Consider the following 25,359-nt stretch of genomic DNA (forward strand, 5'->3'; position numbering starts at 1 on the left):
CCTTAGTTCATCCTGGGTGCTGCCTTCGGTGCCGTCGCGTGCGTCTGGATGAAATCCAGCGGCACGCGCTTGCCGGCGAGGTAATCGTCGACACAGCGCATCACGAGCGGCGTGCGATGGCGCTCGCTTGCCGCGCGCATCTCGTCAACGCTCATCCACACCGTGCAGACGATATCCGGGTCGAGCGCGCGGTCTTCCGCCTCGGCTGCGACTCTGCCGCAGTACGTGAAGCGCACGTACGTCGCGCCGCTCTCGCCGGGCTTGCCGAAGTGCGTCATGTACACGCCGACCAGCGCTTCGGGCGTGAACGCATGTGCGGTTTCCTCGAGCGTTTCGCGCACTACGGCCTCGTGCAGCGTTTCGCCGGCTTCCAGATGGCCGGCGGGCTGGTTCAGACGCAGTCCAGATGGCGTGTGCTCTTCGACGAGTAGAAAGCGCCCGTCGCGCTCGACGATCGCGGCCACGGTGACGTGGGGTGCCCAGGTTTCCTCATTCATGGGCCGGTATTTTACCGGGACGGCGCGAACGCTGCCCGGGGCCGGATCTGGCCCCAGAGGGCACTTGCCCGGCTCGCCTGGCACTGCCGACCGTCCGGTCGGACGACACGGCGTGTTGTGTGCATCGCACAAAAACGGGCAATTCCTGCTACAAAGGCGTCGCTGCTTTCGGTTAAAGTGGTGCCGTCGTTTGCCGTTGCAATGGATGCCGGCGCTTGAACGCCGTTTGTCGGCCTCCCTTCGCTCGATTCGAGCCAGAACAGCTAGAACAAGAAGGTCGAGGAGGAAACAACGATGCATATCGGAGTGCCCGCAGAGACGCGGGCGAACGAAACCCGCGTGGCCGCGACGCCGGAGACAGTCAAGAAATACGTCGCCCAGGGCCATACGGTCACGATCCAGGCCGGCGCCGGCACTGGCGCGAGCTATCCCGACGAGGCCTACACGGCCGTGGGCGCGCAGGTCGCCGATGCGGCCACGGCCTTCGGCGCGGACCTCGTGCTCAAGGTCCAGTCGCCCACCGTCAGCGAATTGCCGTTCATGAAGCGCGGCGCGGTGCTGGTCGGCATGCTCGATCCCTTTAATGCGGAAAACGCCGCGAAACTCGCCGAGGCTGGCGTGACGGCCTTCGCGCTCGAAGCTGCGCCGCGCACCACGCGCGCGCAGAGCCTCGACGTGCTGTCGTCGCAGGCCAACATCGCCGGGTACAAGGCGGTGCTCGTGGCCTCGAACCTCTATCCGCGCTTCATGCCGATGCTGATGACCGCCGCCGGCACCGTGAAAGCCGCGCGCGTGCTGATTCTCGGCGCGGGCGTGGCGGGCCTGCAGGCCATTGCGACGGCGCGGCGCCTGGGCGCGGTGATCGAGGCTTCGGACGTGCGCCCGGCCGTCAAGGAGCAGATCGAGTCGCTCGGCGGCAAATTCCTCGACGTGCCCTACGAAACCGATGAGGAGCGCGAAGCGGCCGTCGGCGTGGGCGGCTATGCCCGGCCCATGCCGCCATCATGGCTCTCGCGCCAGTCGGCGCTGGTGCACGAGCGCGCGAAGCAGGCGGACATCATCATCTCGACCGCGCTGATTCCGGGCCGCGACGCGCCGACGCTGCTGCCTTCGGAAACCGTGCAGGCGATGAAGCCGGGGTCGGTGGTGATCGACCTCGCGGCAGGACGCGGTCCCGTTGCCGACGAGGCAAGCGGCCGACGCGGCGGCAACTGCCCGCTCACGGAGGCCGACAAGGTGGTGACGCACCACGGCGTGCAGATCTGCGGCTACACGAACCTCGCCTCGATGGTCGCCGCCGACGCCTCCGCGCTCTACGCGCGCAACCTGCTCGACTTCCTGAAGCTCATCGTCACGAAGGAAGCCACGCTCAACATCGATCTCGCGGACGACATCGTCGCGGCCACGCTGTTGGCCCGCGACGGCCAGGTCACGCGCAAGGCATGACGAGGAGGAGAACAAGAATGGAAGTCATCAACCATACCGTCATCAACCTGATCATCTTCGTGCTGGCCGTGTACGTGGGCTATCACGTGGTCTGGAACGTCACGCCCGCGCTGCATACGCCGCTCATGGCCGTGACCAACGCGATTTCCGCAATCGTGATCGTCGGCGCGATGCTCGCCACGGGCCTGACCGTGGGCGGACCGGGCAAGTTCTTTGGCACCTTCGCCGTGCTGCTCGCGGCCGTGAACGTGTTCGGCGGGTTCCTCGTCACACGGCGAATGCTGGAGATGTTCCGCAAGAAGGAGCCGAAAAAGCTCTCCGCCCCTGGCGGCAAGGAGGGCGCATGATGGGGCTGAACTTCGTGAGTATGAACGTCGTTACGCTGCTTTATCTGGTGGCGTCGGTCTGCTTCATCCAGGCGCTCAAGGGGCTGTCGAATCCGAAGAGCGCGCGCGCCGGCAACGTGTTCGGCATGGTCGGTATGGCCATCGCCATTCTCACGACCCTTGCGCTGATCGTGAAGGAGTCCGCACAGTTCGGCTCGAACCTCGGCCTGGGGCTTGCGCTGTTGTTCGCGGCGCTCGTGGTGGGCGGCGGCCTCGGAGCGTACGTCGCCGCGCGCGTCGAGATGACGAAGATGCCCGAACTCGTCGCGGCCATGCACTCGCTGATCGGTCTGGCGGCGGTGTGCATCGCGTATGCGGTGGTCTCCGAACCGGCCGCGTTCGGACTGGTTGCAGAAGACGCGCCGTATCCGGGCTTCCTGCCGTACGGCAACCGTATCGAACTCTTTATCGGTACGTTCGTCGGTGCGATCACCTTCTCGGGTTCCGTGATCGCCTTCGGCAAGCTCTCCGGGAAGTACAAGTTCCGCCTGTTCCAGGGCGCGCCGGTGGTCTATCCGGGCCAGCATCTGATCAACCTGATGCTCGCGCTCGGCATGATCGGCTTCGGCGTTCTGTTCTTCCTCACGCAGTCGTGGCTGCCGTTCATCATCATGACGCTGATCGCGTTCGCGCTGGGCGTGCTGATCATCATCCCGATCGGCGGCGCGGACATGCCCGTGGTCGTGTCGATGCTGAACTCGTACTCGGGCTGGGCGGCGGCGGGCATCGGCTTCTCGCTGAACAACGCCATGCTGATCATCGCGGGGTCGCTGGTGGGTTCTTCCGGCGCGATCCTCTCGTACATCATGTGCCACGCGATGAACCGCTCGTTCTTCAACGTGCTGCTGGGCGGCTTCGGCGGCGAGGCGGGTGCGGCGGCAGCAGGCGGCTCGCAGGAACAGCGTCCGGTGAAGTCGGGCTCGGCTGACGATGCCGCGTTCATGCTCGGCAATGCGGAAAGCGTCGTGATCGTGCCGGGCTACGGTCTCGCGGTGGCGCGCGCGCAGCATGCGCTCAAGGAACTCACCGACAAGCTCGTGGAGAAGGGCGTGGACGTGCGTTACGCGATTCACCCGGTGGCGGGCCGCATGCCGGGCCACATGAACGTGCTGCTCGCGGAAGCCGAGGTGCCGTACGACATGGTGTTCGAAATGGAGGACATCAACAACGAGTTCGGCCAGACCGATGTCGTGCTGGTGCTCGGCGCGAACGACGTGGTGAACCCGGCGGCGAAGAACGATCCGAAGTCGCCGATCGCGGGCATGCCGATCATCGAGGCGTACAAGGCGCGCACGATCATCGTGAACAAGCGCTCGATGGCGGCGGGCTACGCGGGCCTCGACAACGAACTCTTCTACATGGATAAAACCATGATGGTGTTCGGCGACGCGAAGAAGGTGATCGAGGAGATGGTGAAGGCGGTGGAGTAGGCGCGGCTCGCATCAGACCCACGCGAAAGGCGCGCAGCGATGCGCGCCTTTTTCAATTGCGGCTGTGCTGAGCGCTCAGAGCGAAGGCGCATTCACGCGGCGCAGATAGTCGGCGAGGCGCCGCCCGCTCACATCGGGAAACTGCTCGAGCACTTCCACGTTCTCCATGCGCGCGATGTTGAAATTGCGGAAGTCCTCGCGCATTTCGCACCAGGCGCCCACGGTCCATTGCGCGCCCCAGTACACGAGCCCGAGCGGCCAGATGCGCCGCTGCGTATGCGCGCCGATGCGGTCGCAGTACGCGAAGCGCACGACGAGCCGCGTGTCGACGGCGCGATGCAGCGCGTCGAGCTTGTCCGAAAACGCGTGATCCATGTGATACGCGGGCGCGAACACGGCAAGCCGTTCCAGCACGGCGCGCTTTTCCGCGGGCATCGCGGCGGCGATCTTCGCCAGCGCGCCGCGTGCGCCGCTCGCGAGCGCCGCGCCGCCCCACGATTCGGCCATGCGCGCGCCCACCGCGAGCGCGGTGAGTTCGTCGGCGGTGAAGGTGAGCGGCGGCAGACTCGCGGTGCGCGCGAGCCGGTAGCCAATGCCCGCCTCGCCCTCGATCGGCACGCCCGAGAGCTGCAGGTCGCGCACGTCGCGATAAACCGTGCGCGGCGAAACTTCGAGCCATTCTGCGAGCTGCTGCGCCGTGGTGAGACGCCGGCCGCGCAGCAGTTCGGCGATGCGAAAAAGGCGGTCGGCACGGCGGGTCATGGCAGGGCAGTCGCGAAGGCGGGCGCGGTGACGGGGATAAGCACAGATGATAGCGCCGGGCGCGCGTGGCGCCCGGCCGCGGCTTAGCCGAGCTTCGGCGCGTGCAGACCGACGCGGTTGCCTTCGGTATCGATGAAGAAGCCGATATAGCCGTAATTGTTCGGCAACTCCACCGCTGGCCCTTGCTGCTTGCCGCCGGCTTTTTGCACGCGGTCGAGCACGGCGGTGACCGATGGCTGCGCGTTCAGATACACGAGCACGCCCTTCGGGTCGGGCTTGGCGTCATGCGGATTGAACACGATGCAGCCGCCGGTTTCCGTATCGGTGTGAGCGAACAGCGCCATCGGCACGCCGCCGACCACCTCGCGCTGCAGCGCGGTGTCGAAGGCGGTTTCGTAAAAACGGGCGGCACGCTCCAGGTCGTGCGCGGGAATTTCGAACCACGAGATCACACGGGACAGATCGGTAGACACGGTGCAGCTCCTCGAAGACAACGGCGGACGTTGAATGGCGGCAGCCGGGCGGCGGCAGCCTCGCCGGATGGCGTAGAAGCAGTGTGCCAGGGGGCTGCTGACAGCGTGTTGTCAGTAGGTTCGACGCACCGTGACGAGCGAGTCGAGGCGGCGGGTGGGAAGGCCACCCGCCGTGCGCGTTTGCCAATGTCAGCTGGCGTCGTCGCTGCTGGCGGCGGGGTTCGCTGGACGCTGGCGCACGCTGCCCGCGATCAGGTCGAAGCGGAACAGGCGGCATTCGAGCGCGCCGTTGTAGAGCGGCGTCTTGGCAGCTTCGCGCAGGCGCAGCTGGCCCGGCAGCTTGCGGTCCGAGGTGAGGACGAACGCGCGCCAGCCCGTGAAGCGCTGCTTCAGCGCGTCGCCGAGCGCCTGGAAGAACTCGGCGTCGGGCGCCTCGTCCTTGGCGCGGCGAAAGCCTTCGTCGTCGTCGCCGCGCAGCTCGCGCGCCGTCGGGCGCGCCTCGCCGCGCGCGTTGCGCCCGCGCACTTCGATACGCTCGCCGTACGGCGGATTCGCCACGAGAATGCCGGGCGCAGCCGACGGCGGCGTCATGTTGCGCGCGTCGAGCTGCTTGAGCGTCACGCTGCCAAAGCCCGCGCGCTTGAAGTTCGCACGCGCCTTTTCCAGCATGACATCGGAGATGTCGCTGCCGTAGATCAGCAGATCGCTGGTCTTGCCTTGGGCGAGATTGCGCGCCGTGTTCGCCTCGCTCTTGAGGTGTCGCCACGCGGCCATGTCGGCCTGCTTGAGCGACTCGAAGCCGAAGCGGCGATCGAGCCCCGGCGCGATGTCGAGCGCGACTTGCGCGGCTTCCGCGAGAAAGGTGCCGCTGCCGCACATCGGGTCGTAGAGCGGCGTGCCGGGCGTCCAGCCCGTGAGGCGCAGGATGCCCGCGGCGAGGTTCTCGCGCAGCGGGGCGGCGCCCTTGTCCAGACGCCAGCCGCGCTTGAAGAGCGGCTCGCCCGAGGTGTCGAGATAGAGCGTGCATTCGTTCGCCGTGAGGAAGGCGAAGACGCGCACATCGGGATAGGCGGTATCGACGCTCGGACGCGCACCGGCCTTGTCGCGCATGCGATCGCAGATCGCGTCCTTCACGCGCAGCGTGGCGAATTCGAGGCTGCGCAGCGGCGACTTGATCGCGGTGATGTCGATGCGGATCGTCTCGTTCGCCGAGAACCACTTCTCCCACTGCTGCTCGCGCGCGAGCGCATAGATGTCCTGTTCGCTGCGATACGGGCGCTGGGCGATCTTCAGGAGCACGCGGCTCGCAATGCGCGAATGGAGGTTGGCGGCGATGCCGCCGGCCCAGTTGCCGCGGAAATGCACGCCGCCAGGCACCTCGGCGCCGACCTGAAGTGCGCCGGGCGGCAGGCGCCGTTGCGCGGTTTCGGCCAGTTCGGCGGCGAGCGTGGCTTCGAGGCCGCGCGGGCAGGGGGCAAAGAAATCGAAAGACATGAAGGAGGATGGGACGCTGCGGGGAAGGCGCTATTGTACGCGGGTTGCGGGAGCGGCCAGGTACGGTTGCCTTTTGGCGCGCCGGGTCGGCAGCGCGGGCGTTGCGCGAGTCAGGCGGACGCCTTCGAGCCGTGCAGTTCGAGACCGAGCGCTTTCACGACTTTCAGGATGGTCGCGAAGCTTGGGTTGCCTTCGCGGGAGAGCGCTTTGTAGAGCCCCTCGCGGCTGATTCCCGTATCGCGCGCCACCTGCGCCATGCCGCGGGCACGAGCGATCACTCCCAGCGCATGGGCGATGAACGCCGGATCGTCACCCCCTTCGCGCAGGCAGGCTTCGAAGTATTCGGCGATGTCGTCTTCGGTCTGGAGATGTTCGGCAGAATCCCAGGGCCGGGTCTTGATCGTCTTCGCAGACATGGGTGCTTACTCCGTATCGAGTTCCGCGAGCATGCTGTGCGCAGCCCTGATGTCGGCTTCCTGGGTGGACTTCAGGTTGACGAACCATGTGTCGAATACCTCGGTCGTCCGGATCGTGAGACAGGGAGAAGTGTAATCCATAGTTGACTGACTGTGAACTGTGGTTCACGCGCGATGTGCCGCCGAAGCAGTTTCACCTTGCCGGTGCCGATAGCTCGACCCAACCGTCGTCGCTTCGATCGCGCATTATCGTCAGTCAAATTCCGCTACTTCATGCGTTCGCCGCCTCAGCAAAAAACGCCGCCTCAGCCGCCGGCGGCCGCCATCTGCGGACACGCGATGCTCGCCGCCGTCTTCGCACGCACACCAGTCTTCGTGCCATTCGAGGCCACACTCACGCGCGGCGCGGCCGCGAGCGCGCGCACGCCGCTCGCGATCGACTGCGAGAGCGCCTCGACCGCCTGCCGGTGGCCGATGACGAGCGCGTCGTAGCCGTCGCCCACCTTCTCGTTGAGCACGCTGCGGCAGGTCAGGACCGTTTGCGAGTCGAGCGCGCGCACGCTCCACACGGCGTCGATGAGCGCGTGCGAGCCCGGCCACGATTCGAAGCGCTGCACGTTCACGCTCACGCGATAGACGGGCACGCCCTCGGGGTGCGGCGAGCCGTACACGTCGATGGTGCCGAGCTGCTGCGTGAGGTCGCCCGAGAGCGCCCGGCGGATCTCGTCGCCGGGCATCGAGGACCAGCGCTCCTGCTCGAGTACGCGCACCTGGTTGGCGTCGGTTTGCACGACGAACTGTGCCTTTGCGACCTGCGGCGGCACGTCGACAGGCGCCAGTTCGATCAGCCATTGGGCGTTGCCCGCGCTCGGCGCGGCGGCGGCGGTGCGACCCGTGTCGTCGCTCGGGCTGAGCGTGTAGAACCGGCTGGCGGGCGAACTGCAGCCCGCCAGCGCGGCGGCTATGACCAGCGCGCCGAGCGCGGCAAGGGCGGGGACGCGTCGGAACGTCATGGCTTGTCTCCAGATTTGCCGCGCAGCAGCGATTCGGGATGGCGCTCCAGGTAATCGGAGAGCGCGTTGAGCGATTGCAGCGTACGCGTGAGTTCCTGCATCGCCTGGTGCACGTCGGACTGCAGCGGCGAATCTTGCTGCAGCGTGGACTGCGCGGCGTTGAAGGTCTTCTGCGCCTGGTCGAGCGTGCCTTGCAGCTGCGGCAGGATCTGGTCGTTCACCTTGCCGAACAGCTGGTTGGCGTTCTTGAGCGAGTCGTTCAGGTTGTTGCCGATCTTGTCGAACGGAATCTGATCGAGCTTCTTCGCAATGTCCGCGACCTGCAGCTGCAGTTCTTCGAGCGAGTTCGGCACCGTGGGCAGCTCGAGCGGGTCGTGGTTGAAGTCGACCGTCGCGGGGCCCGCCTTCGGGAAGATGTCGAGCGCGATGTAAAGCTGACCCGTGATCAGGTTGCCGGTGCGCAACTGGCCGCGCAGGCCGCGCGCGACGAGCCGCTTGATCAGCTCCTCGCTTTGCGGCGTATGCGGCGCGGGCGCTTCGCCGCGGATGCGGCGCGACAGGCGTAGCGGATAGAGGTCGATCGTCACTGGCATCGTGAAGTTGTGCTGTTTCGGGTCGTACTCGATCCCGATGTCGGTGACCTGGCCGAGCGCGATGCCGCGGAAATCGACCGCCGCACCCACCGAAAGGCCGCGCAACGACTGGTTGAAGTACATGACCACGCGTTGTGGCGCACCGTCCGGCTCGCGCATTGCCTCAGCCTCGTCGGAGGCCAGCGCGAAGGTGGCGCTGTCGGGCGCCTGGGGGCCCATGGACTGCCCGGGCGGAGCCTGGAACGCGAGGCCGCCCACCACGATCGTGGCGAGGGATTGCGTGTTGACCTTGATGCCGTTCGAATCGAGCTGCACGTTCACGCCGCTCGCGTGCCACCAGCGCGTGTTGGTGCCCACGTACTGGTCGAAGGGCGCGCTCACGAACACCTGCACCGTCACGCCGGTGCCGTCCTTGTCGAGCGAATAGCCCGTCACCTGGCCGACCTGGATGCGCCGGTAGAAGATCGGCGTGCCGATGTCGAGCGAGCCGAGCGTCGCACTGTGCAGGGTATAGCGATGGCCCTTCTCGTCGATGGTCACGGCAGGCGGCGCCTCCAGCCCGACGAAGTCGCTTTGCGACTCCTGCGAGCGGCCCGCGTCCGCGCCGATGTACGAGCCCGACAGCAGCGTGGTGAGGCCCGAAACGCCACTAGCGCCCACGCGCGGGCGCACGACCCAGAAGCGGCTGTCCTTCACGGCGAAGCGTTCTGCGTCCTTGGTGAGCTCGACCGTAACGATCACATGTGAAAGGTTGGGCGAGAGCTTGATGGCGCGCACCGAGCCGATGTCCACGTCCTTGTACTTGACCTTGGTCTTGCCGGGCTCGAGTCCTTCGGCGCTCACGAAGCTGATCGTGATGGTCGGGCCGCGCGTGGCGACCGACTTCACGACGAGCGCCACGCCGATCAGCGCCGCGACGATCGGCACGATCCAGACGAGCGAGGGCAGCCAGCGCCGCGGCTTGACGATCTCCGGCTCCGGCAGATTGGGCGGGGTCGGTCCTTTCGGACTATTCATGGGGTTGATCCTGTGTGTGTTGCGCAGGTTTGTGTTTGTCTTCGTCCACCGGATCCCAGATCAAGCGCGGATCGAACTGCATCGAGGCGATCATCGTCAGGATCACGACCGAGCCGAACGCGATCGCGCCGGGGCCCGCCGTGATGACCGCAAGGGACTGGAAGCGTACCAGCGCCACGGTTAGCGTGACAACGAACACGTCGAGCATCGACCAGCGCCCGATGAATTCGACGAGCCGGTAGAGCTTCGTGCGTTCCACGGGCCGCCAGGTCGAGCCGCGCTGCGAGGTGAACGCGAGCAGCGCGAGCACCGATAGCTTGAGCATCGGCACGAGAATACTGGCGATAAAGACGATCACGGCAAGCGGCCAGTCGCCCGAGGTCCAGAAGTAGACCACGCCGCTCATGATGGTGTCGTCCTCTTCGCCGACGAGCGAGGTCGTATGCATCACGGGCAGCAGGTTCGCGGGGATGTAGAGCAGCGCCGCGGCAATCAGGAGCGCCCACGTACGCATGATGCTGTCCGGGTTGCGCTCGTGCATGGGCGAGCCGCAGCGTGCGCAGCGCACGTGGCCCCGCGCGCGCACATGCGCCTGCACGTGCCCGCAGGCGTGGCAGGAGATGTAGCCGGCGTCGCTGGCGGTCTGGTATTTCATCGGGGCCCCTTGGGCAGCGGGCGGCCGCGCGGCGCTGCCGGGTCTTGCGCGCCTGTACCGGGCTCGCGGATCTCGGGCTCGGAGAGCGGGTGCGCCGGTGACGGCGAGGCGGGCGAATGCGGCGTGTGCGGTCCGCCCGAGCCGGCGTCGCCGGCGAGGCCGCCCGGACCCGCACTGCCCCCGCGGGCCGCGCGGGCGGCGTCGCGCAGGCCGTCGGCAATGTCCCAGAGCGTGCGCGCATCGAACGTGACGACCACGGTGAACATCAGCGTGAGCGCGCCGAAGGCGAAGAGCGCGGTTTCGGGAATCACCCGCGCGAGGCTCACCATTTTCACGATGGTGATGAGCACGCCCAGCATGAAGACCTCGAGCATGCCCCAGGGCCGCACGAACTGGATGCAGCGCAGCACGTAGTCGAAGCCCGGTGGAATGAAGCCGCGCCGCACAGGCAGCAGGACGTAAAGCAGCGCTACCATCTCCGTGAGCGGAAAGAGGATGGTTGCGCAGAACACGATCACCGCGATGACCTCCATGTCCTCGTGCCACAGCACCACGAGGGCGCCGAACAGGCTCGACTCCGTAGTGATACCGTTCGCATCGAGCTCGATGATCGGGAACGACTGGGCGATGATGAAGGTGACGAGCGCCGCGAGCGTGATGGCGCAGATGCGGTCGAGCTGGGACGCGGCGCTGCTGTAGAGCGTGGCGCCGCAGCGCGAGCAACGCGCTGACTGGCGGCCGAGCAGCCGCGGTTTGCGGTAGAGCGCGTCGCAATCGTGACACGCGATCAGTTTGTCCTGGGCCATGCGGGCAGGTGTTGCAAAACGACGTGAACGAAGGACGCGCTGCGGCGGCACACAGGCCGAAAGGTGCCGACAGCGCTTCGCGCCATGTTACCAAACGCGCCCGGCGGCGTGCCGGAACGAGCCGCGGGCCCCCGACGGGGCGGCTGCCGGAGCTGCGAACGGGCTGCGAAGTGTGCCACGTTTGTGACGTGAGCGTGTGCGAGCCCGGCGGGGACCCGGCCCTTATCTCCAGATGTTTGCAGTCACCCAATTTGGACTATCTTTCGGGCATGGAGCATGCATGGCTGCGCAAGGTGGCCGCTGCCCATCCACGAAGTCAATGACTACGCAATCAAAGCGAGACGATCATGGAAGCCTTGTCGAGGTGGATTCGTTCTTACCGGTGGCGCCCGGCGGTCGGGGCCGCGGCAGTGTGGGCCGGCGCCGCTGCGGCGCTGCTCGCGGGCGCAGCCGCGCATGCGCAGCTCGACGCGGCGAAGAGTACGATCGTCGCTGTCTCGCGCCAGATGAACGTGCCGGTCCAGGGCAGCTTCACGAAGTTCGACGCGCAGATCGCCTTCGATCCGGCCAAACCCGCGGGCGGCAGCGCGAAGATCACGGTCGACACGGCGAGCTATGATCTGGGCGACCCGACCTACAACGATTCGGTGCACGGGCCCGAATGGTTCGACGCGAAGACGTTCCCGCAGGCAACGTTCGTCTCGACGGCCATCGCGCCGACCGCAACGAACCAGTACAGCGTGAGCGGCAAACTGACGATCAAGGGGCACACGCAGAACGTGGCCGTGCCCGTCGTGCTCACGCAGCAGGGCGGGACGCAGACTTTCGACGGCACGTTGCCGATCCACCGGCTCGCCTTCGACATCGGCACCGGCGAGTGGAAGGACACCTCAATTGTGGCCGACGAAGTGCTCATCAAATTTCACATCGTCGTCGCGCACAAGTAGAGCGACGACCCCGAGGAGGCGCTTTTGAACAAGCTCGTACTGATGGCCGCAGGCTGCGCCGTGTCGCTCGCCGCTCTGATGACGCAAGCCGCGCACGCCGCCGATACTTACCAGCTCGATCCGAATCACACGTTTCCGAGCTTCGAAGCCGACCACTTCGGCGGTCTGTCCACGTGGCGCGGGAAGTTCACGAAGACCACGGGCATGGTCACGCTGGACCGCGCGGCGAAGACGGGCACCGTAGACGTGACGATCGATCCGGCGTCGATCCAGACCGGCAATCCGCAGCTCGACCAGCATCTGGTCGGCGACGACTTTCTCGATGTCGCGAAGTACCCCACGGCCACCTACAAGGGCACGCGCATCGTCTTCAATGGCGATACGCCCAAGGAGGTGATCGGCGACTTCACCCTGCACGGCGTGACGCGGCCGCTCAAGCTCGAGATCGCGTCGTTCAAATGCATGCAGCACCCCGTGCTCAAGCGCGAGGTATGCGGCGTGGAGGCCGAAGCCGCATTCAACCGCGACGACTTCGGCATGGACTCGGGCAAGAAGTACGGCTTCCAGATGAAGACCACGCTGCACATCCAGGCCGAAGGGATCAAGCAGTAGGCAAGCGCGGCGGCGCGGCGAAGACCGTTGCGTTGCGCAGGCACGAAAAAAAAGCCGGTTCGCGAGAACCGGCTTTTTTGCTGGTGCGCCGCTTACACCTGCGCGCCCGCGTTCGGATCGTTCGGATCGAACTTTTCCTTCTTGTCCTTGATGAGGTCTTCGCGTTTCACGCCGAGCCACATGGCGAGCGCCGCGGCAACGAACACCGACGAATAGATGCCGAAGAGAATACCCACCGTCAGCGCCAGGGCGAAGTAGTGCAGCGTCGGGCCGCCGAAGAAGAACATCGAGAGCACCATCATCTGCGTACAGCCGTGGGTGATGATGGTTCGCGACATCGTACTGGTGATCGCGTGGTTGATGACTTCGGTCACGCTCATCTTGCGCTCGCGCCGGAAGGTCTCGCGAATCCGGTCGAAGATAACGACCGATTCGTTGACCGAGTAGCCGAGCACGGCGAGCACGGCCGCGAGCACCGAGAGCGAGAACTCCCACTGGAAGAACGCGAAGAAGCCCAAAATGATCACGACGTCGTGCAGGTTCGCGATCACGCCGGCCACGGCGTACTTCCATTCGAAGCGGAACGACAGGTAGATGACGATGCCCGCCACCACGCAGGCGAGCGCGAGCAGGCCGTCGGTGGCGAGTTCCTTGCCGACCTGCGGGCCGACGAACTCCACGCGCTGCAGCTGCACCTGCGGCTCAGCCGCCTTGAGCGTGGACATCACCTGGTCGCTCTGCTGCGCGGAACTGAGGCCCTGCTTGAGCGGCAGGCGGATCAGCACGTCGCGCGAAGTGCCGAAGTTCTGCACCTGGGCGTCGCCGTAGCCGATCTTCGTGAGCGAGTCGCGCAGCGGCTCGAGCGGCACCGCCTGCGGATACTGCACTTCAATGACCGTGCCGCCCGTGAATTCGATCGACAGGTGCAGGCCACGGTGGAAGAGGAAGAACACCGCCGCGATGAAGGTAAGAAGCGAGATCGCGTTGAAGATCAACGCGTGCTTCATGAACGGGATGTCCTTGCGGATGCGGAAAAATTCCATGTTCGTGACTCCGTATCAGCGGGACGAGCCGGTGTTGTTGCCGGAGCCGCCAGTGCCGCCCTGGGCATCGCGGCGGCGTACGACCGGTTTGGCGCGTGCGGCGCCCTTCGCGCCGGCCTTGGCCGGTTCGCGCCGGGCGGCGCCGGTGGTGGCCGCGACGGCGCGGCCCGTGTCCGTGCCGGCATCGGCGCCGGCGAGCGCGGGCGTGCCTTCATCCGGCTCCGGACGCCACACCTGACCCACCGCGAGCGACTTGAGCTTCTTCTTGCCGCCGTACCAGAGGTTCACGAGACCGCGCGAGAAGAACACGGCCGAGAACATCGACGTGAGAATGCCGATACAGTGCACGATCGCGAAGCCCCGCACCGGGCCCGAACCGAACGCGAGCAGCGCGAGACCGGCGATGAGCGTGGTCACGTTCGAGTCGAGAATCGTCGCCCAGGCGTGTGCGTAGCCGTTCTGGATGGCGAGCTGCGGCGGCGCGCCGTTGCGCAGTTCTTCGCGCACGCGCTCGTTGATCAGCACGTTCGCGTCGATCGCCATACCGAGCGCCAGCGCAATAGCCGCGATACCCGGCAGCGTGAGCGTGGCCTGCAGCATGGACAGCACGGCGACGAGCAGCAGCAGGTTCACCGACAGGCCGATCATCGAGATCGCGCCGAACAGCATGTAGTACGCGATCATGAACACGGCGATGGCGGCGAAGCCGTAGATCACCGAGTCGAAGCCCTTGCGGATGTTGTCCGCGCCAAGGCTCGGGCCAACCGTGCGTTCCTCGATGATGTCCATCGGCGCGGCAAGCGAACCTGCGCGCAGCAGCAGTGCGAGGTCGGCGGCGGCCTGCGGCGTGGGCTGGCCCGTGATCTGGAAGCGGTCGCCCAGTTCCGACTGGATGGTCGCCACCGTCAGCACTTCGCCCTTGCCCTTTTCGAACAGCACCATCGCCATCGGCTTGCCGATGTTGTCGCGCGAAACGGCGCGCACCGCGCGGCCGCCCGCCGAATCGAGGCGGATGTTGACCGACGGACGCTGATGCTCGTCGAAGCCCGCCGAGGCGTCGATGATGCGGTCGCCGGTGAAGATCACCTGCTTGCGCAGGAGCACCGGCGCGGCATTGCCTTGCGTGAAGAGCTCGTCGCCCGGCGGCACCGGCGCGTTCACGTCCGGATGCAGGCCCATCGGGTCGGCGAGGCGCGCTTCGAGCGTCGCCGTGCGTCCGATGATGTCCTTCGCCTTGGCGGTGTCCTGCACGCCCGGCAGCTCGACCACGATACGGTCGTCGCCTTGCTGCTGGATCACGGGCTCGGCCACGCCGAGTTCGTTCACGCGGTTGTGCAGCGTCTGGATGTTCTGCTTGAGCGCGGCTTGCTGAACCGCCGTCTTCACGGCCGGCGTGAACGTGCCGACGAGCTGTACGCCGCCTTCGGGGTTGTTCTGCGAGGACCACTGCAGTTCGGTGATGCCGCCCGAGCCCGCGAGGACCTTGCGCGCCTGCTCGGCCGTATCGGCGTCGGCGAAATTGACGACCACCGACTGGTTGACGCGGTTCACGCCGCCGTCGCGGATGTTCTTGTCGCGCAGGAGCGTGCGCACGTCCGAAGCGTCGGAGTCGAGCTTCTTGTTGAGCGCGCCGTTCATGTCGACCTGGAGCAGGAAGTGCACACCGCCGCGCAGGTCGAGGCCGAGGTACATCGGCAGCGCGCGCAGCGACGTGAGCCAGCGCGGCGAGGCGCTCTGCAGGTTCAGGGCGACGATGTACTGCGGGTCGTTCAGGTCGGTGTTCAGCGCCTTGTTCAGCGCGTCTTTCAGGCGCAGCTGCGTGTCCGTGTCGGCGACGCGCACGCGGATGTTCGCGTTCATCGACGAGTTGTCGAACGTCACGTCGGTCGCGCGGATATTGTTCGCGGCGACCGCGGCTTCGACCTGGGCGAGCGTGCCCGAGTCGAGCTTGACGGTGGCTTTACCGCTCGACACCTGGACCGCGGGCGCTTCGCCGAAGAAATTGGGCAATGTGTACACGAAGCCGATGACGAGCGCCACCAGCATCACGACATATTTCCAGAGGGGATAACGGTTCATTGGTTGACCCAACGGGGGAGGGGAATGGCCTTAAGCGCTGCGTGCGCGTCCGGCGTTGCCTTCGGGGCGTACCTGCATTGACGTTTGCCGGTCAGTGGCTGCGAGGGCGGGTCGGATGCGCGAGGCCGTTCTTTCGGAGGCAACGGCCTCGGGGAAACCGTGAAGCTTTACAGCGACTTGATCGTGCCCTTCGGCAGGATGGTCGAGACCGACGACTTCTGCACGGTGATTTCCGTGCCATCGGCGATTTCGACGCCGACGTAGGCTTCGCTGACCTTGGTCACCTTGCCGACGATGCCGCCGCTCGTGATCACTTCGTCGCCCTTGGCCATGGCCGCGAGCATGTTGCGATGTTCCTTCTGACGCTTCATCTGCGGACGGATCATGATGAAGTACAGCACGGCGAACATCAGAATGAGCGGCAGGAAGCTCATGAGGCTCGATTCGGCACCACCTGCTGCACTGCCTTGCGCGAAGGCATTGGAAATGAACGACACGTTGGTCTCTCCGTTTTTTACGATCAAAAAGCGAGCCGGTTATTCTACCACCGGCATTCATCGCGACGATGACGCAAAATTGGCTTTGCGATCAAGTGCTTATCGCGGATCCCGCCCCGACGCGACATGCATGCGCGTGAAAACCGGGGCGGCGCGAGCGGACCGCATGCCTTGTCCGCACCATTGTCGCGAAAGGTTATTGTAATATTTTGCGGGCGGCAGGTAACACCGTCTCAGTCCACGCCGCGTGCGCGCTGCTCGGCGAAGCGCTGGCGGAACGCCGCGAACGTCTTCGTCTCGATCGCCGCGCGCATCTCGCTCATCAGCTCCAGGTAGTAGTGCAGATTGTGGATCGTGTTGAGCTGCGCGCCGAGGATCTCGCCCACACGGTGCAGGTGGTGCAGGTAGCCGCGCGTGAAGTTGCGGCAGGTATAGCAGTCGCATTGTTCGTCGAGCGGGCGCAGCGAGTTGCGGTGCACGGCGTTGCGGATCTTGATGTCGCCAAAGCGCGTGAAGATCCAGCCGTTGCGCGCGTTGCGCGTGGGCATCACGCAGTCGAACATGTCGACGCCCGAGGCCACGCCCGCCACCAGGTCCTCCGGGGTGCCGACGCCCATCAGATAGTGCGGCTTGTCGGCAGGCAGCTTCGGCGCGATGTGTTCGAGCACGCGCATCATGTCTTCCTTCGGTTCGCCCACCGAAAGACCGCCGATCGCGTAGCCGTGGAACGGCATCTGCGAGAGGCCGGCGAGCGATTCGTCGCGCAGGTCCTCGAACATGCCGCCCTGCACGATGCCGAAGAGTGCATTCGGATTGCCGAGACGGTTGAACTCGTCGATCGAGCGCTGCGCCCAGCGCATCGACATGCGCATCGAATCCGCGGCTTCCTTGTGCGTGGTGGGCACGCCGTTGGTCGCGTAGGGCGTGCACTCGTCGAACTGCATGACGATGTCGGAGTTCAGCACCTTCTGGATCTGCATCGACACTTCGGGCGAGAGGAACAGCTTGTCGCCGTTCACGGGCGAGGCGAAGCGCACGCCGTCTTCCGAGATCTTGCGCAGGTCGCCGAGTGAGAACACCTGGAAGCCGCCCGAATCCGTGAGGATCGGCCGGTTCCAGCCCATGAAGCGATGCAGGCCGCCGTGCGCCTCGATCGTTTCCAGGCCCGGGCGCAGCCAGAGGTGGAAGGTGTTGCCGAGGATGATCTGCGCCTTCATCTCTTCGAGCTCGCGCGGCTGCGTGGCCTTCACGGTGCCGTACGTGCCCACGGGCATGAAGATCGGCGTTTCGACCACGCCGTGATTGAGCGTGACGCGGCCACGGCGGGCGAGGCCGTCAGTGCCGAGCAATTCGAATTTGAGGCCGTTCTGCGGGCGTTCGCCCAGATACGTGCCGTGTTCGGCGCGTGCGTTGCTTTGATGACCGTCGGTCATGCGGTTGACTCCTGTGCCACCGAAAAATGCTTTGCATGGGACCGGAGTATGCGCTAAAGCGCCAACTCCGGATCGCGTGCTTTGCATGGGACCGGAGTAAGCGCTAAAGCGCCAACTCCGGATCGCAAGTCCGGCGCAGATGGTGAAAGGCCGCCGCGCGTTGGTTGTGTCGCGCGGAGGCTTGGGAAGCGCAAGTGTTACTTGTTGAGCGCGTCGTCGGTTCGGGTCAGCAGCATGGCGTCGCCGTAACTGAAGAAGCGATACCGTTCCGCAATCGCGTGACGATACGCAGCGCGTATCGTTTCGATGCCCGCGAACGCCGAGACGAGCATCAGAAGCGTGGACTTCGGCAGGTGGAAGTTCGTCACGAGCCGGTCGACCACGCGGAATTTGTAGCCAGGCGTGATGAAGATATCGGTTTCCGCCTGCGTTGCCGCGAGTGCGCGGTTCTCGTTCGCGGCGGCGCGCGCGGCGGCTTCGAGCGCGCGCATCGAGGTCGTGCCCACCGCAATCACGCGGCCGCCGCGCGCACGCGTGGCCGCGATCTTGTCGACGAGCGATTGCGGCAGTTCGTACCACTCGCTATGCATCTTGTGCTCGGCGATGTTCTCCACGCGCACCGGCTGGAACGTGCCCGCACCCACGTGCAGCGTGAGCGTGGCGCGCTCGACGCCTTGCGCGTCGAGTTGCGCGAGCAAGGCGTCGTCGAAGTGCAGGCCCGCCGTGGGCGCGGCCACCGCGCCCGGATTTTGCGCGAACACCGTTTGATAGCGCGTTTCGTCGCTCGCGTCGGCGTCGTGCGTGATGTAGGGCGGCAGCGGCAGACGCCCGTGCTGCTCGATCAGCGTGAGGCAGTCGTCCGGAAAGTGCAGCGTGTAGAACTGATCGACGCGCTCGCCCACCGTCACGTCGAACGCATCGGCGAGGCGCAGCACCGTGCCGGGGCCGGGGCTCTTGCTCGCGCGGATCTGCGCGAGCGCCGTGCGCGCGCCGATCAGGCGCTCCACGAGCACCTCGATCTTGCCGCCGCTCGCCTTCTGGCCGAAGAAACGCGCCTTCAGCACCTTGGTATCGTTGAAGACGAGCAAGTCGCCCGGCGCAATGCACGCGGGCAGGTCGGAAAAGCGGCGGTCGGTCAGACGCGCAGGTTGGCCTGGCAACTGCGTCGTGTTATCGACCTCGAGCAGACGGCTCGCGCTGCGCTCGGGCAGGGCGGTCTGCGCGATCAGTTCCTCGGGGAGGTCGAAATCGAAATCGGAAAGCTTGAACATGCGGCCTGAAGTAACGGAAATGCGCCGGAGGCCCGGCGCGCGGCGGCTTCGCGGAGCCGAACCGTCAAGCGGTTGTGCCCCAAAAAGCGGCTGCAATGGCCGTTCGTGCGTGACGAAAGGCTATGATTGCGGGACGTGCGCGATAGCGATGCGCGCGGCGTGCCCGATGGCAGAGGCCGTCGCGCTGCACGCGCCGCGCCATACCGGAAAGCCGATATTGTACTTGCGAAGCTGCCCATGCCCCCATCCGTTAGCCGATTGATGTCCGAAGCCGATTCCGCGAGCGAGGCGCCCGACGACGCGCACAAGCCCGAGGACGGCGAGCGCAAGCGGCAAGCGGACGCGACGCAAGGGGCCGCAGCGCCCGCGCGCAAACGCGCCGCGAAGAAGTCCGCGGACAAGGCCGTGGAAGAAGCCGTAGAAAAAGCCGCGGCCAAAGACAAGCCCAAGCTCACCAAAACCGCCGACCGGCTCGCCAAACTCGGTCTGCGCAGCGACATCGATCTCGTGTTGCATCTGCCGATGCGCTACGAGGACGAAACCACGCTCACGCCCATCGGCGAACTGCTGCCGGGCGGCATCGCGCAAACCGAAGGCGTGGTGTTCGACAACGAGATCGCCTACCGGCCGCGCCGCCAGCTCGTCGTGAAGCTGGAGGATCACAACGGCGACCAGCTTCATTTGCGCTTCCTGAACTTCTACGGCTCGCAGGTCACGCAGATGGCGATCGGCAAGCGCCTGCGCGTGCGCGGCGACGTGCGCGGCGGCTTCTTCGGCATGGAGATGGTGCATCCGGCGGTGAAGGTCGTAGAGGGCGACGCGCCGCTGCCGCAGGCGCTTACGCCCGTGTATCCGTCCACGGCGGGCGTGAGCCAGGCGTATCTGCGCAAGGCGATCGACAACGCGCTGTCGCGTGCGCATCTGCCAGAACTGCTACCGGATGCGGTGGCGCAAGAATTCATGGAGCCGCTGAATCTGCCGCCCTTGATGGACGCCGTGAAGACGTTGCACCACCCGCCCGTGAACGCCGACGAGCACGAGCTGATCGACGGCACGCATCCCGCGTGGACGCGCATCAAGTTCGAGGAACTGCTCGCGCAGCAACTGTCGCTCAAGCGTGCGCACGAAGAGCGCCGCACCCGCGCCGCGCCCGCGATGGCGCGCCACGTCGCAGGCCGCAAGAGCGACGAGACGCTGCTCGCGCGGCTGCGCGGCGCGTTGCCGTTCACGCTCACCGGCGCGCAGGAGCGCGTGGTGGCGGAAATCGCGCACGATCTCGAACAGCCGCACCCCATGCAGCGTCTGCTGCAAGGCGACGTGGGCAGCGGCAAGACCGTGGTCGCGGCGCTCGCGGCGGCGCAGGCCATCGACGCCGGCTACCAGGCCGCGCTCATGGCGCCCACCGAAATCCTCGCGGAACAGCACGCGCGCAAGCTGCGCGGCTGGCTCGAGCCGCTCGGCGTGCAGGTGGCGTGGCTCGCGGGCAGCCTCAAGGCGAAGGAAAAGCGCGCGGCGCTCGAAGCCGCGGCGCTCGGCACGGCGCAGCTCGTGATCGGCACACACGCGATCATTCAGGAGGCCGTGGAATTCGCGCGGCTCGGCCTCGTGATCGTCGACGAACAGCATCGCTTCGGCGTCGAGCAGCGGCTCGCGCTGCGTGCCAAGGCGCAGAACGCGAAAGCGCCTGGCGAGACGCATCGCGAGTTCCAGCCGCATCAGCTGATGATGTCGGCCACGCCGATCCCGCGCACGCTCGCCATGACCTACTACGCGGATCTCGACGTCTCCACCATCGACGAGCTGCCGCCCGGCCGCACGCCGATCCTCACGAAGCTCATTTCCGACGCGCGCCGCGAGGAAGTGATCGCGCGCGTGCGCGCAGCGGCGCTCACGGGTCGTCAGGTGTACTGGGTATGTCCACTGATCGAGGAAAGCGAGACGCTGCAGCTGCAAACGGCCGTCGAGACTTACGAAACGCTGGTAGCCGCGCTGCCGGAGCTCACCGTCGGGCTCGTGCACGGCCGCCTCGCTTCCACGGACAAGGCCGCCGTCATGGATGCGTTCTCACGCAACGAGGTGCAGCTGCTCGTGGCGACGACGGTCATCGAAGTCGGCGTGGACGTGCCCAATGCGTCGCTGATGGTGATCGAGCACGCCGAGCGTTTCGGCCTCGCGCAATTGCACCAGTTGCGCGGGCGCGTGGGGCGGGGCAGCGCCGCTTCGGTGTGCGTGCTGCTCTATACCGGGCCGTTGTCGCTCACGGGCCGCGCGCGCCTGCAAACCATGCGTGAGACCACCGACGGCTTCGAGATCGCGCGCAAGGACCTTGAAATCCGCGGCCCCGGCGAATTCCTGGGCGCGCGTCAATCTGGCGCGGCGATGCTTCGCTTCGCGAACCTCGAGACCGACGCATGGCTCATCGAGCCTGCGCGCGGCGCGGCCGATCGGCTGCTGCACGAGTTTCCGCTCGTCGTCACGCAGCATCTGAATCGCTGGCTCGGCGCCCGCGAGCAGTATCTGAAAGCGTAAAAAGTTCAACTGCGAGTCCAACTGCGAGTCCATTGCGCGGAACCTGCGCGCGCCTACGCCGTCTGACCCTTTTGTCGTGATCACGCCCCGCATAGGGGTGTTGATTATTGGCGAATCACCGCCATAGGTGTATAACTACAAACTATTGATTCACCTTTTTTGATTGGTCCCCGAATGACGCTCACTGAATTGAAATACATTGTCGCGGTAGCTCGAGAGCGCCACTTCGGACGGGCCGCGGAAGCCTGCTTCGTGAGCCAGCCGACCCTTTCGGTCGCCATCAAGAAACTCGAAGACGAACTGAACGTGCAGATCTTCGAGCGCGGCACGAGCGAGGTGAGCGTCACGCCCATCGGCGAGCAGATCGTCACGCAAGCCCAGCGCGTGCTAGAGCAGACGCTCGCGATCAAGGAAATCGCCAAGCAGGGCAAGGACCCGCTCGTGGGGCCGCTGCGCCTTGGCGTGATCTATACGATCGGGCCCTACCTGCTGCCCACGCTCGTCAAGCAGATGATCAAGCGCGTGCCGCAAATGCCGCTGATGCTGCAGGAGAACTACACGCTCAAGCTCATCGAGCTGCTCAAGCAGGGCGAAATCGACGTGGCGATCATGGCGTTGCCGTTCCCCGAAACCGGCCTCACGCTGCGCCCGCTCTACGACGAACCGTTCGTCGTGGCGCTGCCGTCGGGCCACGCGTGGGAACAGCGCCCGAAGATCGACCCGGACGACCTCAAGCAGGAAACCATGCTGCTGCTCGGCAGCGGTCATTGCTTCCGCGACCACGTGCTGGGCGTGTGCCCCGAACTGATGCGCTTCTCGCAGAACGCCGACGGCATCCAGAAGACGTTCGAAGGCTCGTCTCTGGAGACCATACGTCATATGGTCGCGAGCGGCGTGGGCATTACCGTGCTGCCGCGCATGTCGGTGACCGAGGTGAAGCCGCACGCGGGCGGCGTGGATTCCGGGCTGCTGTCCTACGTGCCGTTCGACGAACCCGTGCCGGACCGCCGCGTGGTGCTCGCGTGGCGCAAGAGCTTCACGCGCATGCCGGCGATCGAGGCGATCGTCGACGCCATTCACGCCTGCGAGCTGCCCGGCGTGAAGAAGATCGAGGTGCCTGCCGAGGCTGCCTGACGTATCTCGCGCCGTGCGCTTTCGGGCTGCGCGGCGCGTTTTCCTTTCGAGCGCGGCATCCGCCCGCGCCGCCATCCCCAGCCTTACGTTCCTTGCGACCCTAATAATCAACGCCTATTCGATAGATTGAATAAATCAAATTACAGATATCGATAGTCGTTGATAGAGTTTCCTCTAACCGATCTCAACCGGAAACCCCTGGAGGAAGCGATGCAAACCACCACCCCGAACACCCCCAGCACCTCGGCACGCGCCCATTCTGGCCTTCGCACCGTGTGGTTCTCGCTGCTCGTCGACCGCGCGCTGTCCGCCTGACGGCCTCGCGCCATCCCGAAGCAGATTTCACCGAATTCCAGAACACACACGCAAGCAAGGAAGGAATCCAGCATGACCGACCGTACTCTCACCTCGGCAGCCGGCGCACCCGTCGTCGATAACCAGAACTCGCTCACCGCCGGTCCGCGCGGCCCGGTGATGCTCCAGGACGTGTGGCTGCTCGAAAAGCTCGCGCACTTCGACCGCGAAGTGATTCCCGAGCGCCGCGTGCACGCGAAGGGCTCGGGCGCGTTCGGCACGCTCAAGGTCACGCACGACATCTCGCGCTATACGAAGGCGAAAGTGTTCGGCGAAATCGGCAAGGAAACGCCGCTCTTCATCCGCTTTTCGACCGTGGCGGGCGAGCGCGGCGCGGCGGACGCCGAGCGCGATGTGCGCGGCTTCTCGATCAAGTTCTACACGGAAGAGGGCAACTGGGACATCGTCGGCAACAACACGCCGGTGTTCTTCATTCGCGATCCGCTCAAGTTCCCGGACTTTATCCACACGCAAAAGCGCGATCCGCGCACCAACATGCGCAACAACGTGGCCGCGTGGGACTTCTGGTCGCGTCATCCCGAGTCGCTGCATCAGGTGACGATCCTCATGAGCGATCGCGGCATTCCGAAGAACTATCGCCAGCAGCACGGTTTCGGCTCGCACACGTTCTCGTTCATCAACGCGAACAACGAGCGCTTCTATGTGAAGTTCCACTTCAAGTCGGCGCAGGGCGTGGAGAACTACAGCGATGCCGAAGCCGCGCAGGTGATTGCTCAGGACCGCGAATCGGCGCAGCGCGATCTTTTCAACGAAATCGAAAAGGGCAATTTCCCGAAGTGGCATTTCCGCATTCAGGTGATGCCCGAGGCCGATGCCGCGAAGGTGCCGTACAACCCGTTCGACATCACGAAGATCTGGCCGCACAAGGACTATCCGCTGATCGACGTCGGCACGATCGAGCTGAACCGCAATCCGGAGAATTATTTCGCCGATGTCGAGCAGGCCGCTTTCACGCCGGCGAACGTGGTGCCGGGCATCGGCTTCTCGCCGGATCGCTTGCTGCAGGGGCGTTTGTTCTCGTATGGCGACACGCAGCGCTATCGCCTCGGTGTGAACCATCACCAGATTCCGGTGAATGCGCCGCGCTGCCCGTTCCACTCGTTCCATCGCGACGGCGCGATGCGCACCGACGGCAACCTGGGCGGCAACGTGAACTATGAACCGAGTCGTTTCGGCGACTTCGCGCAGCGTCCGCAGGCGGGCGAGCCGCCGCTCGCGGCCGGTGCGGTCGATCACTACGATCACCGCGAAGACGATGACTACTACAGCCAGCCGGGCGCGTTGTTCCGGCTGTTCGATGCGGGCCAGCGCGAGCGGCTTTTCGCGAACATCGCCCGGCATATCAACGGTGTGCCGGCTCAGATCGTGGAGCGTCAGATCGAACACTTCCGCCGCGCCGATCCTGCGTATGCGCAAGGCGTGATCGACGCGATCGCGAAGCTGGCGAAGTAAGGACGCAGGCGCGGATTGTTGTCACGACGTCAAGACAGCGAGCCGCGCCTGAAGCAGGAATTCGAGGAACGACCACAGGAGCATGATCATGACCCGAACGATGACGATGACCCTCAAGACGATGGGACCGGGAAATGCGGCCGCGATGGCGCGCACGCGTGCGCAAGGCACGCAGATCGTGCGCCGGATGGTGGGCTTTGCGATCGTGGCGAGCGGCTTCGTGGCGATCGCCACGCAAGCCTTCGCGCACCTGGCAGGGCGCTGAACGAGCCGGGCGCGTTGCTGCACAGTAGGGCCGGATGAGCGGGCTTTCTGAACTTTCCAGGCTACACTGACGACCGATCGAGCGCTCGCGCGCCAGCTTTTTTTAAGGCGCAGGCGGGCACAACAGGATCGTCAAGCACGCGTAGTCTCACTGCTACACAAGGAGTCGTCATGGCCAAAAAAGCAACCGTACAGCACGTGAATATCGGCATCAGCGACAAGGATCGCAAGAAGATCGCGGAGGGTCTCTCGCGCCTGCTCGCGGACACCTACACGCTGTATCTGAAGACGCACAACTTTCACTGGAACGTCACGGGGCCAATGTTCAACACGCTCCACCTGATGTTCGAAGGGCAGTACAACGAACTCGCGCTGGCTGTCGACGCCATCGCCGAGCGTATTCGTGCGCTGGGCGTGCATGCGCCGGGCAGCTACAAGGAATTCGCGAAGCTCTCGTCGATTCCCGAAGCGGACGGGGTGCCGGCCGCGGAAGACATGATCCGCCAGTTGGTGGAGGGCCAGGAAGCCGTGGTGCGCACCGCGCGCGCGATCTTCCCGTCGACGGAAGCGGCCAACGACGAACCGACCGCCGACCTGCTCACGCAACGCATGCAGACGCACGAAAAGACCGCGTGGATGCTGCGCTCGCTGCTGGCCTGATGCCGATGCGGCGCCCGGGCGCTGCGCCTGAAGCGCGATTAGCACGATGAAAGGGCCGCCGGATGTCCGGCGGGC

The 25,359-nt window shown here is 65.5% G+C and carries 24 protein-coding genes and 1 pseudogene; 10 read left to right on the top strand and 15 right to left on the bottom strand.

Features of this window, described 5'->3' with window-relative positions; genetic code table 11:
* Window positions 1–2 precede the first annotated feature (2 nt).
* Window positions 3–497, bottom strand: a complete 495-nt coding sequence (locus AB4Y36_RS18235; RefSeq protein WP_368605668.1) for an NUDIX hydrolase — start codon at window positions 495–497, stop codon at window positions 3–5.
* Between the two features lie 294 nt (window positions 498–791).
* Here AB4Y36_RS18235 and AB4Y36_RS18240 point away from each other — a divergent pair, with 294 nt between their 5' ends.
* The 3 genes from AB4Y36_RS18240 to AB4Y36_RS18250 are packed head-to-tail and all read left to right on the top strand — an operon-like array spanning window position 792 to window position 3,759.
* Complete coding sequence (locus AB4Y36_RS18240) at window positions 792–1,943, top strand: Re/Si-specific NAD(P)(+) transhydrogenase subunit alpha (protein ID WP_368605667.1); 1,152 nt, start codon at window positions 792–794, stop codon at window positions 1,941–1,943.
* Between the two features lie 17 nt (window positions 1,944–1,960).
* Entirely contained in the window at window positions 1,961–2,290 is a 330-nt protein-coding gene (locus tag AB4Y36_RS18245) for an NAD(P) transhydrogenase subunit alpha (RefSeq protein WP_342947662.1), read from the top strand.
* Window positions 2,291–2,304: 14 nt separating this feature from the next.
* A complete protein-coding gene (locus AB4Y36_RS18250; protein WP_368683850.1) occupies window positions 2,305–3,759 on the top strand; it encodes an NAD(P)(+) transhydrogenase (Re/Si-specific) subunit beta in 1,455 nt (484 codons plus the stop codon).
* Window positions 3,760–3,834: 75 nt separating this feature from the next.
* Here AB4Y36_RS18250 and AB4Y36_RS18255 read toward each other — a convergent pair.
* The 9 genes and pseudogenes from AB4Y36_RS18255 to AB4Y36_RS18295 all read right to left on the bottom strand — a co-directional run.
* Window positions 3,835–4,527: pseudogene (locus AB4Y36_RS18255) on the bottom strand (helix-turn-helix transcriptional regulator); the annotation flags it as partial.
* 77 nt (window positions 4,528–4,604) lie between these two features.
* Entirely contained in the window at window positions 4,605–4,994 is a 390-nt protein-coding gene (locus tag AB4Y36_RS18260) for a VOC family protein (protein ID WP_028201975.1), read from the bottom strand.
* 189 nt (window positions 4,995–5,183) lie between these two features.
* A complete protein-coding gene (locus AB4Y36_RS18265; RefSeq protein WP_069268455.1) occupies window positions 5,184–6,488 on the bottom strand; it encodes a class I SAM-dependent RNA methyltransferase in 1,305 nt (434 codons plus the stop codon).
* Between the two features lie 110 nt (window positions 6,489–6,598).
* A complete protein-coding gene (locus AB4Y36_RS18270) occupies window positions 6,599–6,904 on the bottom strand; it encodes an addiction module antidote protein (protein WP_342947663.1) in 306 nt (101 codons plus the stop codon).
* A gap of 6 nt (window positions 6,905–6,910) precedes the next feature.
* Complete coding sequence (locus AB4Y36_RS18275; RefSeq protein ID WP_256095015.1) at window positions 6,911–7,045, bottom strand: hypothetical protein; 135 nt, start codon at window positions 7,043–7,045, stop codon at window positions 6,911–6,913.
* 164 nt (window positions 7,046–7,209) lie between these two features.
* Entirely contained in the window at window positions 7,210–7,917 is a 708-nt protein-coding gene (locus AB4Y36_RS18280) for a membrane integrity-associated transporter subunit PqiC (RefSeq protein WP_368683743.1), read from the bottom strand.
* Window positions 7,914–9,527, bottom strand: a complete 1,614-nt coding sequence (locus AB4Y36_RS18285) for an intermembrane transport protein PqiB (RefSeq protein ID WP_069268458.1) — start codon at window positions 9,525–9,527, stop codon at window positions 7,914–7,916. Before AB4Y36_RS18285 ends, AB4Y36_RS18280 begins: the two co-directional genes overlap by 4 nt.
* Complete coding sequence (locus AB4Y36_RS18290) at window positions 9,520–10,182, bottom strand: paraquat-inducible protein A (RefSeq protein ID WP_069268459.1); 663 nt, start codon at window positions 10,180–10,182, stop codon at window positions 9,520–9,522. The genes AB4Y36_RS18285 and AB4Y36_RS18290 overlap by 8 nt, the downstream gene beginning before the upstream one ends.
* Entirely contained in the window at window positions 10,179–10,988 is an 810-nt protein-coding gene (locus tag AB4Y36_RS18295; RefSeq protein ID WP_083245607.1) for a paraquat-inducible protein A, read from the bottom strand. Before AB4Y36_RS18295 ends, AB4Y36_RS18290 begins: the two co-directional genes overlap by 4 nt.
* A 347-nt stretch (window positions 10,989–11,335) precedes the next feature.
* Between AB4Y36_RS18295 and AB4Y36_RS18300 the strand changes: the two genes are divergently transcribed.
* Window positions 11,336–11,935 (top strand): YceI family protein, encoded by a 600-nt coding sequence (locus AB4Y36_RS18300; RefSeq protein WP_342947666.1) that lies wholly within the window; start codon window positions 11,336–11,338, stop codon window positions 11,933–11,935.
* Between the two features lie 42 nt (window positions 11,936–11,977).
* A complete protein-coding gene (locus AB4Y36_RS18305; RefSeq protein ID WP_368683851.1) occupies window positions 11,978–12,547 on the top strand; it encodes a YceI family protein in 570 nt (189 codons plus the stop codon).
* 92 nt (window positions 12,548–12,639) lie between these two features.
* Here the strand turns inward: AB4Y36_RS18305 and secF are convergent, their stop codons facing one another.
* The 5 genes from secF to queA all read right to left on the bottom strand — a co-directional run bounded on the left by secF (window position 12,640) and on the right by queA (window position 18,870).
* The gene (secF, locus tag AB4Y36_RS18310) at window positions 12,640–13,590 is read right to left on the bottom strand and encodes a protein translocase subunit SecF (RefSeq protein WP_069268461.1); all 951 of its coding nucleotides are present in this window, start codon (window positions 13,588–13,590) and stop codon (window positions 12,640–12,642) included.
* Between the two features lie 15 nt (window positions 13,591–13,605).
* The gene (gene secD, locus AB4Y36_RS18315) at window positions 13,606–15,669 is read right to left on the bottom strand and encodes a protein translocase subunit SecD (RefSeq protein WP_368683744.1); all 2,064 of its coding nucleotides are present in this window, start codon (window positions 15,667–15,669) and stop codon (window positions 13,606–13,608) included.
* 167 nt (window positions 15,670–15,836) lie between these two features.
* Window positions 15,837–16,166, bottom strand: coding sequence for a preprotein translocase subunit YajC (yajC, locus tag AB4Y36_RS18320; protein WP_042262488.1), 330 nt, complete (start codon window positions 16,164–16,166; stop codon window positions 15,837–15,839).
* Window positions 16,167–16,399: 233 nt separating this feature from the next.
* Window positions 16,400–17,599, bottom strand: a complete 1,200-nt coding sequence (tgt, locus tag AB4Y36_RS18325) for a tRNA guanosine(34) transglycosylase Tgt (RefSeq protein WP_368683745.1) — start codon at window positions 17,597–17,599, stop codon at window positions 16,400–16,402.
* Window positions 17,600–17,796: 197 nt separating this feature from the next.
* Window positions 17,797–18,870, bottom strand: coding sequence for a tRNA preQ1(34) S-adenosylmethionine ribosyltransferase-isomerase QueA (gene queA / locus AB4Y36_RS18330; RefSeq protein WP_368683746.1), 1,074 nt, complete (start codon window positions 18,868–18,870; stop codon window positions 17,797–17,799).
* 237 nt (window positions 18,871–19,107) lie between these two features.
* Here queA and recG point away from each other — a divergent pair, with 237 nt between their 5' ends.
* The 5 genes from recG to AB4Y36_RS18355 all read left to right on the top strand — a co-directional run bounded on the left by recG (window position 19,108) and on the right by AB4Y36_RS18355 (window position 25,284).
* Window positions 19,108–21,399 (top strand): ATP-dependent DNA helicase RecG, encoded by a 2,292-nt coding sequence (gene recG / locus AB4Y36_RS18335; protein WP_368683747.1) that lies wholly within the window; start codon window positions 19,108–19,110, stop codon window positions 21,397–21,399.
* A 174-nt stretch (window positions 21,400–21,573) separates the two neighbouring features.
* Window positions 21,574–22,533 (top strand): hydrogen peroxide-inducible genes activator, encoded by a 960-nt coding sequence (locus tag AB4Y36_RS18340; protein ID WP_368683748.1) that lies wholly within the window; start codon window positions 21,574–21,576, stop codon window positions 22,531–22,533.
* A gap of 387 nt (window positions 22,534–22,920) precedes the next feature.
* Window positions 22,921–24,360, top strand: a complete 1,440-nt coding sequence (locus tag AB4Y36_RS18345) for a catalase (RefSeq protein ID WP_368683749.1) — start codon at window positions 22,921–22,923, stop codon at window positions 24,358–24,360.
* Window positions 24,361–24,448: 88 nt separating this feature from the next.
* Window positions 24,449–24,625, top strand: coding sequence for a hypothetical protein (locus AB4Y36_RS18350; RefSeq protein WP_176732993.1), 177 nt, complete (start codon window positions 24,449–24,451; stop codon window positions 24,623–24,625).
* A 170-nt stretch (window positions 24,626–24,795) separates the two neighbouring features.
* Window positions 24,796–25,284 carry a Dps family protein gene (locus AB4Y36_RS18355; protein WP_042262475.1) on the top strand — a complete coding sequence of 163 codons (489 nt, stop codon included), beginning with the start codon at window positions 24,796–24,798 and terminating at the stop codon, window positions 25,282–25,284.
* The last annotated feature ends 75 nt before the right edge of the window (window positions 25,285–25,359 follow it).

Source organism: Paraburkholderia sp. BR10936, from assembly GCF_040965735.1.
GTDB classification, from domain to species: domain Bacteria; phylum Pseudomonadota; class Gammaproteobacteria; order Burkholderiales; family Burkholderiaceae; genus Paraburkholderia; species Paraburkholderia nodosa_A.